The sequence below is a fragment of the Pedobacter sp. Leaf170 genome, from assembly GCF_920984665.1.
GTDB lineage: Bacteria > Bacteroidota > Bacteroidia > Sphingobacteriales > Sphingobacteriaceae > Pedobacter.
This window is the reverse complement of record NZ_CAKLBP010000004.1, coordinates 87,423-102,483: the sequence shown is the minus strand read 5'-3', so window position 1 is coordinate 102,483 and position 15,061 is coordinate 87,423. Positions and strand designations below refer to the sequence as shown.

The window sequence follows — 15,061 nt, the reverse complement described above, 5'->3', positions numbered from 1 at the left end:
TCGCTAATTAAATAGGTTCTACTAAAAATAATGGTTGATCGTATTCAACTGGAGAAGCATTATCAACTAAAATTTTAACAATACGGCCAGAAACTTCACTTTCAATTTCGTTAAAAAGTTTCATTGCTTCGATAATACAAACAACTTTACCAGTACCGATTTCATCACCAACATTAACAAACATAGGTTTATCAGGGCTTGATGAACGGTAGAAAGTACCAATCATTGGCGATTTAATTGTGATGTATTTAGATGTATCATCTGCAACTGGTACTGCTGGTGTAGCCGCAACAGGTGCAGTTGGGGCGGTTGCTACCGGCGCTGCTGCCTGTACAAGCGGTGCTTGAGGTACAGTGGCATGCACAACAGTAGGTGCTTGATTTGTTTTAATCGTAATTTTGAAATTTTCTTGCTCAATTGCAACTTCATTTACGCCAGAACGAGAAACAAATTTAATCAGTTCTTGTATTTGTTTGATATCCATTTTTTAATCCTTGTTATGTAAAAAATAGTGTATAAAATGAATTAACTAAGTTATACTTTTTTTGTTTTATTCTTTGTTGTTTGCTTGTTCGGTTTCTCGATTTTTCGTTTTTTTGGAATGATGTACAATCCTAACCAACTAAGAAACCAATTAACTAACTATTGTATGCCCATTTTAGGTAAATAGAACCCCAGGTAAAGCCACCGCCAAAAGCTGCAAGTACAATATTATCGCCTTTTTTAAGTTTGCTTTCCCATTCCCATAAACATAATGGAATTGTACCATTTGTTGTATTACCGTAACGCTCAATATTTATCATCACCTTATCAGTAGATACACCCATGCGGTTTGCGGTAGCATCTATAATGCGTTTGTTTGCTTGGTGAGGCACTAACCAGGCAACATCATTTGATGTTAAGCTGTTGCGCTCCATAATTTCGGCTGCAACATCTGCCATATTAGTTACCGCAAATTTAAATACTGTTGGTCCTTCCTGGTGTGCAAAATGTTCTCTTGCATCAATGCTTTCGTGTGTGGCAGGTTTAACAGAACCGCCAGCCTTCATGCCTAAGAAATCTCTTCCAGCACCATCCGTTCTTAAAATAGAATCTTGAATTCCAAAACCTTCTTCATTAGGTTCTAATAATGCACAGCCACAACCATCACCAAAAATGATACAAGTTGTACGGTCTTCATAATTAATAATTGACGACATTTTATCGCCGCCAACCACTAAAACTTTTTTATGTCTGCCCGATTCAATAAATGAAGCTCCAGTTGCCAAGCCGAAAATAAAGCCAGAACAAGCTGCTTGTAAATCCCAACCCCAGGCATTTGTAGCACCAATTTTATCTGCTAAAACATTTGCGGTAGCAGGAAAGGTAAAATCAGGAGTAGTGGTGCAAAAAATAATTAATTCAATTTCCTTTGCATCAATACCGCGTTTTTTAAGCAAGCCATTCACGGCATGTACTGCCATATCTGATGTGCCTAAGCCTTCACCTTTTAAAATTCTACGTTCTTTAATTCCCGTTCTACTGGTAATCCATTCATCCGAAGTATCAACCATAGTTTCTAACTCTGCGTTTGTAAGCACATAATCAGGAACGTAACCATTTACTGCCGTAATAGCAGCGTGAATTTTACTCATTTTAAAAATTTTAATAAATTAATTAAATGCCGTTCTAATTTTTTCTACCAAACCGGTCGTAATCATTTCTCTAGATTGAAGTACCATATTTTTAACAGCCAGCGGACTAGAAATTCCGTGTCCGATAACTACAGGTGCATTAACCCCCAGAACAGGGCTTCCGCCATATTGTTCGTAATTAAAGCGATCAAAAAACTCATCTTTTAATCCTTTTTTAACCGTCATCACATAAAATGATTCTGCTAACTTAAGCATCACATTTCCTGTAAAACCATCACAAACAATTACATCAGCTTTATCGTTGAATAAATCTCTACCTTCAACATTGCCCACAAAATTATATAAGTTGGTATCTCTCATTAACGGAAAAGTAGCCATGCTTAGCATGTTACCTTTCTCATCTTCTTCACCAATATTCATTAAAGCAACCTTAGGGTTATTTATCTGCAATAAATTTTCTGCATATAAACTGCCCAAAGCACCAAATTGAAGTAAAATATCAGGTTTGCAATCGGCATTTGCACCAACGTCTAATAATAAACCGGTACCGCCTTTAATTTTTGGAAGGATTGTACATAAGCATGGGCGGATAATGCCCGGAATGGTTTTAACGCTAAAAACAGCGCCAACCAACATTGCGCCAGAATTACCGGCACTTGCAAAAGAATCGATTTTACCACCTTTTAAAAGGTTAAAACCAACGGCTATGCTCGAGTTCGGTTTCTGAACAATTGCTTTTGTGGGATGTTCGCCCATACCAATAACTTCATCAGTATGAACGTATTCAAAATGATCTGGATTAAATCCTTCTTCTGCAAGAATTGGTTTAATCTGCTCGGTATCGCCGATAAGAACTAAATGTTCACCAGCGTTTAGCGATTGATGAGCTGCTATTGCTCCCAAAACTACAGCTTTGGGAGCATAGTCTCCGCCCATTATGTCGAGGCCTATTTTCATAGAAAAAATCTGTTTGTGTTAGTACAGGTAAAATCCTGATTTTTCAGTTGACTAAGGTATGACTAAAGCCGCTGAAAACACAAACAATTTTTTAAGAAAATTACCCGATTTGAGTATTTTCGATAACCAATTTACCGTTATAGTATAAGTTACCATCAACGTTATATGCACGGTGAGGTACGTGGATAGCACCTGTAGTTGCGCAAGTTGCTAAAGAAGGAAGCTCAGCTTTATAGTGCGTTCTTCTTTTATTTTTTCTCTGTTTCGAGATTTTCCGTTTTGGATGTGCCATTGGTGTATAATCTAATTATTTTTTTAACTTATTAAGTGCTTCCCAACGTGGGTCGCTTATTTGTTCATTTTCTTCAGCTTGCTTGTCGATAGAAAGTTGTTCTAATCTATCAATCATTTCCTGATCACATTCTTTACCAGCCTGCTCGCAGTTTTTGATATAAGGCACTGCTACGTTAATCATTTCGTATAGTGGCTTCGATATATCAATCGAAGTTTCTTTTCTGCTTAATGAAATAATTTCTTCATCATCGCTTTCAAGTTCATCTTCTGCAAACTTTACAATTTGCCTTTCGTACAAATTGATTGGTAAAGCAAATTCCGAAAGGCATTTATCGCAATCTAAATTAACAGTACCTAAAACTTTAAATTTAAGTAGCAACATGGTTTCTTGTTTCTCAAGTTCCAGGTCAACTTTTAAATTACCATTTTTAATCATCGAGTACTCAAAGGCACCAAAAAAGGTGTCATCAAGCTCATATTCAAAATGATGGCTTCCCAATTTTAATCCGGTAAACGGTACTGAAAATTGTTTTAGCGGGTTCAAAGTACTGTAAAATTTTAGCCTGCAAATGTAGGGATAAAATAGTTAGATTAAAAATGTTTTTTAAAAATTGTTCGCTGTAAAAAAACCTGTGAGGTTTTTAAAACCTTAAAGGTTTAGCTTTTTAATATCATTTCCTTATTGTTTCGGCTCCACTCACTCCACGAGCCTACGTAAAGTTTTGGAATTTGTAAGCCGGCATAATCCAGTGCTAATAAAGTATGGCAAGCCGTAATGCCAGAGCCGCAATGAACGATTACATTTTCAGGTTTAACAGCAGAGAGTGTGGAAGTATATTTCTCTTTTAAAACTTCAGGCGCTAAAAAACGGCCGTCGTTATCAAGATTTTCTGTAAATGGAATATTTATGGCACCAGGAATATGGCCGGCAATGGTATCAATTGGCTCGGTTAATCCTGCATAGCGATTAGCATCACGAACATCAATTACAATACTTTCGTTTGATTTTGAAGTTTTTTCTACTTCATCAATATCCGTTAATGGCAAACTCCAGTTATCTGCTTTATAACTGTCTACAGATTTTGGTATTTCTGTTTTATGAGTTACCGGAAATCCAGATTTAACGGCAGCCTGATAACCACCATCAATAACTTGTACGTTTTCATGTCCTATTGCCCTTAACATCCACCAAAATCTGGCAGCAGCATTCCCACCATTTTTATCGTCATACACAATAACGTGGCTATGTTTTGTTATTCCAAGTTTTTGTAAAACCGTAGCGAAACGCTCTGGTGTAGGTAGCGGATGGCGTCCACCTTCAGCAAAATCTCCTACTGTGGCTAAATCTTCATTTACATCGGCAAAAATTGCACCGGCCAGATGTTCTTCATCGTATCTCGATTTTGAACCAGCGCTAGCATCTATGATTACAATTTCTTCATCGAAATTTAACCAGGTTAAATCTTCGGGTTTTATAATTGGTGAAAGTTTTTTTTGCATTTGATTAATTTTTGCAATTAAGTAGCCAGATGATAATTATTGTTTCATTTGTTCACGCATCATCTTCATCATCATTTCTTTACGTTCAGCAGGACTCATGTTTTTCATTTTTTCTGCATTGAAATTTACGCTGCTTTTTTTGTAACCCGCCGGAATTGTAAACAAAGAGGCGTCAAGATTTTTAGGCTCGTATTTTTTTAACAGCATAGTCATTGATGGTAGGGTTGTACCTGGTTTAAGAAAAGCAATTTTTACGGGCATACCCGTTACGCCTTTACTTTTTAACTCTGCTACAATTTTATCGTCGCTAATGTTGCTGCCATTTACCGGGAAGTTAATGGGAGGTAAATCCTTACTGTACCAAACATCCCACGATTTGCCATCAGATGTCATTCTAACATGGTTACAGTTATATTTTCCAATCTTTTCATTACCTATTACCTTAACCGTAAAATTTTTTACCGCAGCATTTTTGCCACTTTTGGTTTCTGTATAAGTTTTCGTCATCGAATTAAAAACCATTGTTACACCCGGGTTGCTTTTAAGCATTAGTGTTGTAGTATTGATTTGACTGCCTGCCATTTTCATATTTACTTCTGTACGTATATTACCATTTTTACTATACATTTTACTAATTACCGGGCTTGGCGTCATTCCTGTAATTTCGTATTCAGCATAAACATCAGCGGCTATTGCAGCATTCGAAATTACAATCGAAACAAATAAAACAGAGAGAAATAATAGTGATTTTTTCATAGCTGTAGGTTTTGGTTTCTTTAAAGTTCAGCAATTTTATCGAATCATGGATAGGGAATTTCCATTTTTTTTAATGTTTTTTGCTTTTTGAAAAGCGCCTGAAGCCTAAGGATTGGTCAGATAAAAAAAAGCTTTACATAGTTAAATGAATGCAGTTCTTTCTGCTATTATAATTATTGAATTTTTTTTGTGCCGCTCATTTTGCCTTATTGCACAGTTTGTACTGAAATAAACCTGATAGAAGTAGCAATACTTTTTTGTTGCAGTGTTTCTACAAGCTCAGCATGGCAATTACCAAAAAAGATTGCAACGCATAGCAGGACTATCGAAACCGATGAAAAGCCGGAATTGCTTTTCTGAAAAAAAAGCTTTAAACTTTAAGCTTTCTGCTTTAAACTTTAAGAAGCATCGTCTTTAATATCGAACTGTGTTTCTACAACCTTTCCGCCTGTGCGTAACTGGTTGATTAGCATTTCCTCTTGCTCTCTGCGGTTTTTTACGATGTGGATAGCAGAGAATAGTGCTTCGGTAAATGAGGTTGAGTCTGCTAAGTCTTTGCCGGCAATATCGTAGCCCGTGCCATGATCGGGAGAGGTGCGCACAAAGTTTAAACCTGCTGTATAATTAACACCATTGTGAAAAGCCAAAGTTTTGAAAGGAATTAAGCCCTGATCGTGATACATGGCCAAAACGGCATCGAATTTTTTATAACTGCCGTTGCCAAAAAAACCATCGGCAGGGTACGGACCAAAACACATAATGCCTTTGCCGTAAGCTTCCTCAATTGCTGGGGTAATAATTTCGGCCTCTTCTGCACCAAGCAAACCGTTATCGCTGGCATGTGGATTTAAGCCCAAAACAGCAATTTTTGGCTTCTCAATCCAGAAATCTTTCTTTAAACTTTCGTTTATTAAACGAATTTTATTTATGATTTTTTCTTTTGTGATGGCTGTGGGTACATCTTTAACAGGGATATGTCCGGTTACTACGCCCACGCGTAAACCTTCGCTAACTAAAAACATCAGCACATCTTTACTGCCGCTTTTTTCCTGCAAATATTCGGTATGACCGGGGAAAGAAAAAGTATCTGATTGAATGTTATGTTTGTTAATCGGCGCTGTAACCAAAGCGTCAATTTCGCCGCTAACTAAATCGGCTGTTGCCCTTTCTAATGATAAAAGCGCATATTTTCCGCCAGTTTCTGTAACCTGGCCAAGTTCTATTTTAACATCTTCTTCCCAGCAATTTATCATATTCGCTTTTTTAACTTGCGCCTGATTTGCATGATTAATTACGTTGAAACTAAAATCGCCAAGGTTATTTGCTTTTCTGTGGAAAGAAGAAACCTTTGTATGGCCGTAAACAATTGGTGTGCAATAATTTAGAATAGCCGGATTAGAAAGCGTTTTAATAATCACCTCTAAACCTATACCGTTCACATCGCCTATACTAATACCAATTTTAAGTTTACTGCTCATAATTAATGGAAAATTTTAGCGCAAAATACTGATTTGATTTGATAATTAAGGTATAGGGCGGAAGGTTTAAGGTATAGGCTTTATAGATTGAATTACCATACCTTACGCCCTAAAGCTTACACCTTCCATCTTAAATCATTACCTTTGTTTCCATGAGTTTAGTAAAAGCAAAAAAACATTTAGGTCAACATTTTTTAACTGATAAAGGCATAGCAAACCGAATTGTAGAAAGTTTGGTTAATACCGATAAATATAATCAGGTTTTAGAAGTTGGTCCGGGGATGGGAATTTTATCCGATTTTTTGCTTCAGCGCCAGGATTTGCAAACCTATTTAATTGATATTGATACAGAATCTTTTCATTTCTTGAATGAGAAATATCCCCAACTGGGAGATAGATTAATAAACGGCGATTTTTTAAAGCTAAATTTCGACGATATTTTTCCAGGTCAGTTTGCCATTATCGGTAATTTCCCATACAATATTTCATCTCAGATTTTGTTCAAAATTTTAGATAATCGTCATAAAGTAGTTGAAATGGTTGGGATGTTTCAGAAAGAAGTTGCACAACGTTGCGCATCACCAGCTGGAACAAAAGATTATGGTATTTTAAGTGTTTTTCTGCAAGCATATTATAAAATTGAATATTTGTTTACCGTAAAACCGGGTACGTTTAATCCACCGCCAAAAGTTCATTCGGCTGTTATTCGCTTAACAAGAAATGAAATTGAAACTTTAGATTGCGATGAAAAACTGTTTTGGCGTGTGGTTAAGGCAGGTTTTAATCAACGTAGAAAAACATTGCGTAATGCGGTTTCGGCTGTAATGCCAAAAGATAAAATGGATAATCATATTTATTTCGAAAAACGAGCAGAGCAATTAACAGTTGCTGATTTTGTAGCTTTAACACAACATGTAAGTAAATTAATGGAAGCTTAATATTTTATTTTGTAGCTGTTGAAATTGTTAAATTTGTGTAGCCTTCGCACAAAACCTACGTTTTACTTAAAACCGGCCTCATAAATTTTTGGGGCTATTCTGTTAAAGCCAAAGCAGTGGCTTCAATACAAAAATTTTCAGCCGGCAATTTGTTTCTTTTGTTGTCAAAAGAAAAAAGCCTGTCTGGCTAAGACAAATCCTATTTACTGCTTAGTCTTACATTGTATTTATGAATTAATTATCCTTCAAATTTTCTTGCAAAGCGATGATTAATTTATTCCAGTTTCTCCTTTCCTTTGCGGCATAAAATTCTATAAATATCATGATTAACTACAGCGAAATTTTCAACGAACAAGGCATGGACTACCAATCTTACAGAGCATTGGTAGAGCAACTGTTATTGGAAGGTAAAGCTACAGGTGATGTTAGTTACGATTTGCACTACACTAAAATGAATGTGCAACGAATGAACAGAGTTGATAAAACAGTTAGTTTAACTGAAGATTTATCTAATATTATCGGGAGCTTTAAAATAAATTATAAATTCTTGGTCATTACCGAAGGTTGGTGTGGTGATGCTGCGCAAATTGTTCCCGTTTTTAATAAAATTGCGACAGCATCTCTGGGTAAAATTGATTTAAAATTTGTTTTGCGGGATAAAAACCTACCCTTGATTGATGCGCACTTAACCAATGGTGGCAGGGCAATTCCGGTTTTAATTATTTTAAATGAAACTGCTGATAAAGTTTTAGCAACATGGGCACCAAGGCCAAAAATTTTGCAAGGCTTGTTAAAAGAATGGAAACAGGAAACTACAGAGATGACTATTTTAGCTGAAAGGCTTCATGGCTGGTACGCTAAGGATAAAACTTTAACTACGCAGGCGGAATTAGCGGAGCTTTTTAAAGGATTAAAGAATTAAGCCAAATCAACCGGTAGCCGCAATTTGTTGAAATTAATACTTAATGTGAGGGATGATGAAACAACTTTGGCATAACGATGAGATTTATATATATCTAATCTACAGAAACCGTTAATCCTTCTTGTTGTAGAATTTTTCTGTAAACTTCCATCTCCGTAAAAGAACCTTCTAAAACCGGGCATTTACCGTCGTTGTGCACTTTCCAGGCAATTTTTTCTGCCTGAGATTCGTTATAGTCTAAATATTTCATCATGCAATAAATTACATGCTCGAAAGTATTTACATCATCATTCCATAAAATTAAACGATGTACAGTTTTTAAGGAAGTTAAAATTTCTTCGAGCGTAAAGGTCTCTTCTTTTGTTTCTGTAGACATTTGGCAAAAATAAACATTAGTATTAAGTATTTAGTATCAAGTATCAAGATTTTGTTCATTGGTGAATAATAATACCTTAACCAATAAATGATTAGCTTTGATTAACCAATATATAATAACATGCACCAATCCAAAATTGCCGGAATAGGTTACTACGTTCCTAAAAATGTATACACCAACAATGATTTAAGCCGTTTTATGGAAACCAGCGATGAATGGATTCAAGAAAGAACAGGTATTAAAGAACGCCGCTTTGCAGATAGGAATGAAGAAACAACCACCACAATGGGGATTGAAGCTTCTAAAATTGCTTTAGAAAGAGCCGGAATTACGGCAAAAGACGTGGATTTTATTGTTTTCGCAACATTAAGCCCTGATTATTATTTTCCGGGTTGTGGTGTTTTATTACAACGAGAAATGGGCATGGGCGAAATTGGCGCACTGGATATCCGCAACCAATGTTCGGGATTTGTTTATGCACTTTCTGTAGCCGATCAGTTTGTTAAAACCGGCATGTATAAAAACGTTTTGGTTGTTGGTAGTGAAAAGCATTCATTCGCTATGGATTTTGAAACCCGCAGTAGAAATGTTTCAGTAATTTTTGGTGATGGGGCAGGAGCTGTGGTTTTGCAACCAACTAATGCGCCTGGTAAAGGAATACTGAGTACACATTTGCATAGTGATGGTGCAGATGCCGAAATTTTGGCAATGTATTATCCAGGTTCTCATGCCAATAAGTGGATGAAAGATAAACCGGCTTTTCCTGAACAAGAATTGGGTGGTTTGTTTATGACACCAGAAATTTTGGAAAGCGGAGCGGCTTTACCCTACATGGATGGTCCATCGGTTTTTAAAAAGGCGGTTGTTAAATTTCCTGAAGTAATTAAAGAAGCTTTAGCCGCAAATAAGCTAACGGAGAAAGATATTGATATGTTAGTGCCGCATCAGGCTAATTTACGCATAAGCCAATATGTGCAGCAGTTACTTGGCTTAAGAGATGACCAGGTTTTTAATAACATTCAAAAATATGGCAATACTACTGCTGCCTCTGTTCCGATAGCACTTTGCGAAGCCTGGGAAGCTGGTAAAATTAAAGATGGAGACTTAGTTTGTTTAGCGGCTTTCGGTTCGGGTTTTACTTGGGCAAGTGCGCTTATCCGTTGGTAAAAAAAGGTTTGGTAACTAAATTTTGACATTTCGTGTAAAAAAACTGAAAACCAGCATATTAATTTATAATTTTATGTTGTTTCAAGATAATTTGCATGGCGATAGACATTTACGCAGGAAATTTCGGGGCAAAAGAACTAAATCATCTACTAAAACGTACCTTATTCGGAGCTAAAAGAAGTGATATAGCTGGTTTTGTCGGGCAATCTGTTGCTCAGGTTGTTGATTTTTTATTAAGAGATTTACCGCTACCAAATCCTCCGGTAAACAATTACAACGACACAGCTTACACAGACGCAAATGTTCCAGCGGGGCAAACGTGGGTAACAGCGCCATATACAGATGGAACGGCCAATAGTAGAAGAGTTGCTTCTTTCAAAGCATGGTGGATTACACAAATGTTAAATCAGCCGGCATCTATTCGCGAAAAACTTACCTTATTTTGGCACAATCATTTTGCAACAGAAGCCGATATGGTTGATGATGCCAGATACATCTACAAACATAATGCTTTGCTGCGGAGCAATGCAATGGGCAATTTCAAAATCTTAACCAAGCAGGTAACTATCGACCCTGCAATGCTGCGCTATTTAAATGGATATGCCAGTACCAGAACAGCACCCGATGAAAATTACGCCCGGGAGTTACAAGAGCTTTTTACTTTAGGCAAAGGGCCGGATTCTAAATATACAGAAGCCGATGTTAAGGCTGCCGCCCGATTGTTAACTGGTTTTACTTTAGATAGCACAAATATCACTTCGGTATTTAACACAAGCAGGCACGATATTACTGATAAACAGTTTTCATCATTTTATGGAAATAAATTAATTAAAGGGAGAACCGGTACAGATGGTGCAAAAGAAGTTGACGATTTACTTGATATGATTTTTGCGCAGGTAGAAGTTAGCAAATATATCTGCAGGCGCTTGTACAGGTTTTTTGTTTACTATGATATTACAGCAGATGTAGAGGCGAACTTTATTACGCCTTTGGCCGAAATATTTAGAAATGCCAATTATGAAATAAAACCAGTGTTGAAGGTTTTGTTTACCAGCAATCATTTCTTTTTAGCACAAAATCGTTCTTGTAATATTAAAGCACCGGTTGATTTTGTTGTGGGTTTGGCCCGCGAATTTGAAATCGTTTTTCCTGATGCCAGTGATTATGTGAATGTTTATTACATGAGTGATTATTTGCGCAGCACAGCATCTAACCTACAGCAAAATCTGGCCGATCCGCCTAATGTTTCCGGTTGGCCGGCTTATTATCAAATACCTCAGTTTTACGAACTTTGGATAAACTCAGATACCTTACCAAAGCGAAACGTTTTTACCGATAGATTCATTAGTACGGGTTATACCCGAAACGGGAAAAAAATAGTTATCGACCCAATTGCTTACACCTCTAAATTTAGTAAACCAGAAGACCCAAATATCTTACTCGATGAAGCATTGGCGCATCTTTACACCATTGATGTAAGTGCCGACGTAAAGAAGTTTTTGAAAAGTATTTTGTTAAGTAACCAGGTTACTGATGCCTATTGGACCACCGCCTGGCTCGATTATAAAGCCGCCCCAACTACTGCAAAAACTGCAATTGTACAAACCCGTTTACAGGAGTTTTATAAATACATTATGAACCTTGAAGAGTATCAGCTATCATGAAAAGACGGGAATTTTTAACTAAGGCAATGCCAGCCGGCGTAGTGCTTCCTTCCTTAATCGGTGGATTTTCGTTGAAGGCATTTGGTGCGTCCAGTTTGTTATCGGCAATTACGGCCGCTAATCAAGAAACAGACCATGTACTGGTTATTATTCAGCTAAATGGCGGTAATGATGGCTTGAACATGATTCTACCTTTAGATCAATACGATAACCTTACATTGGCTCGCCCCAATATTATTCTTCCACAAAATAAAATTATAAAGCTTTCTGGTTTTAACACGGGTATACATCCATCTATGTCGGGTTTGGCAGGTTTGTACGATGATGGTAAAGTTCAGGTTATTCAATCAGTAGGTTATCCGCAACCAAATTTTAGCCATTTCAGGGCTACAGATATTTGGCTTTCTGCATCAGATGCTGACCAAACCATAGAAAGTGGTTGGGCTGGCAGATATTTAAGCGAAGAATATACAAATTTTCCGATAGGTTATCCAAACACAGTAATGCCCGATCCTTTGGCCATTCAAATCGGTTCATTTATTTCACCCGCTTTTCAAGGTCCTTCGGTAAATATGGGTATGGCAATTTCAGACCCGGTTAATTTTTATAATTTAATAAATGGCATTCAATCGCCTGCACCAAATTCAAACGCAGGTAAAGAGCTAACCTACATCCGTCAGGTTTCACAACAAACACAACAATACGCTTCGGTAATTAAAGCAGCCGCAGGCAAAGTAACCAAGCAAGGTGCATATCCAACAAATAATTCGCTTGCCGACCAGCTAAAAGTTGTGGCAAGATTAGTTGCCGGAGGTTTAAAAACCCGTTTGTACATGGTAAATATTGGCTCATTCGATACACATGCAGCACAGGTAAATACGGGCTCAACCGAAACCGGAACACATGCTGTTTTGTTGCAAAGAGTTAGTGATGCCATTAAAGCCTTTATGGACGATTTAAAAGGTCTTGGTGCATCAAAAAGAGTAGCCGGTATGACTTTTTCAGAATTTGGGCGTAGGATAAAATCAAACGCAAGTAACGGAACAGACCATGGTGCTGCAGCACCCTTAATTGTTTTTGGAGATGCTATTCAGGGCGGGGTTTTAGGTAAAAATCCAACGATTTCCGCCGCAACATCTGTGAATGATAATATCCCGATGCAGTATGATTTCCGTTCGGTTTATGCAACATTATTAGAGAACTGGTTCTGCGTAGATAAAGCAACCTTATCAAGCGTTATGCTAAAAAATTTCCAATCGCTGCCGCTTATTCAGGCCGGCACCAATTGTATGTCTACCAATTTAGCGCAAACTAACCGGTTAAGTGGCGAAAGTTTAATCAGTAATTACCCAAATCCTTTTACCACAACCACTACCATAAAATACACCTCAAAAGGTGGTCATGTTTTAATTCAGGTGTTTAATACCATGGGTAAATTAATGGCTACCGTTGTTGATGCTGTAAAAGATGAAGGCACGTATAATATCAATTTTGAAAACCAGCATTTTGCGCCAGGGGTTTATTATGCCCGCTTACAAAATGGAGAATTGCAGCAAGTAAGAAACATGCTAATCGTTTCCTAAGCTAAAAATTAGGTACTTTTGTATCCAATCGTTTTATTTAGGATGATTGATTTTCAGAAATATCTTAATATGAAGTTTAATCTTGGTGATTTTGTACGTTTTGTAGATGAAAAACGTGAGGGCTATGTTACAAAAATAATTGATGCGCAAACTTTGGGTGTAACTGATGAAGATGGCTTCGAAATTCCGGTTGCCATAAGTAATTTAACCTCGGTTCATGGCCACGGTGTTGTTGCCGAAGAGCAAGATGCGCCAAAACCAATTCAGGTTAATGCACCATCAATCCACAAGATAGAAAACGGAATTTATATCGCTGTTGCAGCAGATGGAAAAGCCGGCAGCGTGGTTCATTTTCATTTACAAAATCAATCTCCAAATACTTTACTTGTAAGTTTAACTACTGAAAGAAAAGAAAAATATACAGGTCTTTATCACGGGATTATTCAAAATTTCCAATCAGCAATGGTACATTCTGCTTCCCTATCCGAATTGGATATGTGGCCGGAGTTTACCTTTCAATTTATAGTATTCAGCAAAGCTGATGTAAAACCTTTGGAGCCATTGGTGATAACTAAAAAATTCAGAGCAAAAGATTTTAGTTCTGAACAGAAGGAATTACCTGGTTTAAAGCAAAAAGGCTGGTTAATTCGGTTGGATGAATTGGCCTCAGTAAATATAGATCCTCAAAAATTAAAAGAAAGCTTCTTTAAATCTCCTTCAGAAAAAAGAACTGTCGATGTGCCTAATAAGGAAATTGATTTGCATATCGAAAAACTAAGAGACGATCATCATTTTTTAGAAACTGATGAAATCTTACAAATTCAATTATCCCATTTTCAAAATGCTTTAGATGCAGCGATTGTTCATCATTTTGATAAAATGATTTTTATACATGGTATTGGCAATGGTACCTTGAGGGATAAAATCCATAAATTGATAAGCAAAAATCCGCATATCAAAACTTATATGGATGCAAGAAAGGAAAAGTTTGGTTATGGCGCAACCGAAGTAGTTTTTAAATAATTTAGATTAGTGGCGGCGTTCGTTATCCCTAATGCAAACCCTGCGCCTTTAAAACTATGAATAATATTTTTCGCTAAATCAATGGAAATAACTCCAGGGTAACAACAATTGCATTATTGCTAAGTGCTTCAATTTCTATATTCTCGGTAGCCCACAAGGCCAAACCATCGCGGCCATGCATTAATCGGCCTTCAATTTCAAAAGCACCATCTACAACAAACGCATAAAAAAAATTATCCTTTTCCAAAAGGTTATAAATTACCGCTTCTCTACCCGCAAAGATGCCTGCACTAAGTTTAAAAGGAAATTTATAGCCCGAAATAATATCAATTAATTTGTTAGGGTTTTTATCAAAATCGAAAGAAAATTGCTGATCTTTAAAGAATATAAAATCATCATTTAGCATACCTAGATGGATATAATTAACCACATCATTTTGGTAAGGATTGCTTATTTCTAAAACTTCACCTTTCTCTAAACTCAGTAGTTGAACCTGCCCCGTTTCAACAGAAAACTCCTTGTTTTTGGCAACAATGTCAATGCCGCCAGTAATTGGGATAAATAAATGCAAAGAGTTTTGTTTGGCTAAATAGAAATTGAGTTTTCCTGCAGCAATAGAATCATCATTACAAATAAATAAGTTTTCGAAAGCTGTTCTATGCTCATTAAAATAGCTTTCAAAATTGAATGTGCAATATCTTCTTATACTTGAATTTTCAATTAATCCACGTTGATCTGCTAAATAAATTTTACCGGGCTTTTCCAATAT

The 15,061-nt window shown here is 36.8% G+C and carries 16 protein-coding genes; 6 read left to right on the top strand and 10 right to left on the bottom strand.

Annotated features, from left to right (window positions below):
- Positions 1–7: 7 nt before the first annotated feature.
- The 8 genes from accB to pdxA form a co-directional block, all read right to left on the bottom strand.
- Complete coding sequence (gene accB, locus LUA90_RS11195) at positions 8–484, bottom strand: acetyl-CoA carboxylase biotin carboxyl carrier protein (protein WP_231460364.1); 477 nt, start codon at positions 482–484, stop codon at positions 8–10.
- A gap of 154 nt (positions 485–638) precedes the next feature.
- Positions 639–1,634 (bottom strand): beta-ketoacyl-ACP synthase III, encoded by a 996-nt coding sequence (locus tag LUA90_RS11190; protein WP_231460363.1) that lies wholly within the window; start codon positions 1,632–1,634, stop codon positions 639–641.
- A gap of 18 nt (positions 1,635–1,652) precedes the next feature.
- A complete protein-coding gene (gene plsX / locus LUA90_RS11185) occupies positions 1,653–2,591 on the bottom strand; it encodes a phosphate acyltransferase PlsX (RefSeq protein ID WP_231460362.1) in 939 nt (312 codons plus the stop codon).
- Positions 2,592–2,691: 100 nt separating this feature from the next.
- The gene (gene rpmF, locus LUA90_RS11180; protein WP_231460361.1) at positions 2,692–2,883 is read right to left on the bottom strand and encodes a 50S ribosomal protein L32; all 192 of its coding nucleotides are present in this window, start codon (positions 2,881–2,883) and stop codon (positions 2,692–2,694) included.
- 15 nt (positions 2,884–2,898) lie between these two features.
- On the bottom strand, positions 2,899–3,429 hold the full coding sequence (locus LUA90_RS11175) for a DUF177 domain-containing protein (protein WP_231490998.1): 531 nt from the start codon (positions 3,427–3,429) through the stop codon (positions 2,899–2,901).
- Between the two features lie 113 nt (positions 3,430–3,542).
- Positions 3,543–4,385: a sulfurtransferase gene (locus LUA90_RS11170; RefSeq protein ID WP_231490997.1), complete on the bottom strand. Its 843-nt coding sequence runs from the start codon at positions 4,383–4,385 to the stop codon at positions 3,543–3,545.
- A gap of 36 nt (positions 4,386–4,421) precedes the next feature.
- Positions 4,422–5,141 carry a DUF4412 domain-containing protein gene (locus LUA90_RS11165; RefSeq protein WP_231460358.1) on the bottom strand — a complete coding sequence of 240 codons (720 nt, stop codon included), beginning with the start codon at positions 5,139–5,141 and terminating at the stop codon, positions 4,422–4,424.
- A 398-nt stretch (positions 5,142–5,539) separates the two neighbouring features.
- Positions 5,540–6,619, bottom strand: a complete 1,080-nt coding sequence (pdxA, locus tag LUA90_RS11160) for a 4-hydroxythreonine-4-phosphate dehydrogenase PdxA (protein ID WP_231460357.1) — start codon at positions 6,617–6,619, stop codon at positions 5,540–5,542.
- Positions 6,620–6,771: 152 nt separating this feature from the next.
- On the opposite strand from pdxA, the gene rsmA reads away from it, so the two are divergent.
- Complete coding sequence (gene rsmA, locus LUA90_RS11155; RefSeq protein WP_231460356.1) at positions 6,772–7,557, top strand: 16S rRNA (adenine(1518)-N(6)/adenine(1519)-N(6))-dimethyltransferase RsmA; 786 nt, start codon at positions 6,772–6,774, stop codon at positions 7,555–7,557.
- A gap of 322 nt (positions 7,558–7,879) precedes the next feature.
- Positions 7,880–8,479, top strand: coding sequence for a thioredoxin family protein (locus LUA90_RS11150; protein WP_231460355.1), 600 nt, complete (start codon positions 7,880–7,882; stop codon positions 8,477–8,479).
- 94 nt (positions 8,480–8,573) lie between these two features.
- Here the strand turns inward: LUA90_RS11150 and LUA90_RS11145 are convergent, their stop codons facing one another.
- On the bottom strand, positions 8,574–8,855 hold the full coding sequence (locus LUA90_RS11145) for an ATP-dependent Clp protease adaptor ClpS (RefSeq protein WP_231460354.1): 282 nt from the start codon (positions 8,853–8,855) through the stop codon (positions 8,574–8,576).
- Between the two features lie 120 nt (positions 8,856–8,975).
- Between LUA90_RS11145 and LUA90_RS11140 the strand changes: the two genes are divergently transcribed.
- The 4 genes from LUA90_RS11140 to LUA90_RS11125 all read left to right on the top strand — a co-directional run bounded on the left by LUA90_RS11140 (position 8,976) and on the right by LUA90_RS11125 (position 14,292).
- Positions 8,976–10,022, top strand: coding sequence for a 3-oxoacyl-ACP synthase III family protein (locus LUA90_RS11140; protein ID WP_231460353.1), 1,047 nt, complete (start codon positions 8,976–8,978; stop codon positions 10,020–10,022).
- A gap of 95 nt (positions 10,023–10,117) precedes the next feature.
- Positions 10,118–11,686: a DUF1800 family protein gene (locus LUA90_RS11135; protein ID WP_231460352.1), complete on the top strand. Its 1,569-nt coding sequence runs from the start codon at positions 10,118–10,120 to the stop codon at positions 11,684–11,686.
- A complete protein-coding gene (locus tag LUA90_RS11130) occupies positions 11,683–13,269 on the top strand; it encodes a DUF1501 domain-containing protein (RefSeq protein WP_231460351.1) in 1,587 nt (528 codons plus the stop codon). Before LUA90_RS11135 ends, LUA90_RS11130 begins: the two co-directional genes overlap by 4 nt.
- A 69-nt stretch (positions 13,270–13,338) precedes the next feature.
- Complete coding sequence (locus tag LUA90_RS11125; RefSeq protein WP_231460350.1) at positions 13,339–14,292, top strand: Smr/MutS family protein; 954 nt, start codon at positions 13,339–13,341, stop codon at positions 14,290–14,292.
- Between the two features lie 73 nt (positions 14,293–14,365).
- Here LUA90_RS11125 and LUA90_RS11120 read toward each other — a convergent pair whose 3' ends face one another.
- Entirely contained in the window at positions 14,366–15,058 is a 693-nt protein-coding gene (locus LUA90_RS11120; RefSeq protein ID WP_231460349.1) for a hypothetical protein, read from the bottom strand.
- Positions 15,059–15,061: the final 3 nt, after the last annotated feature.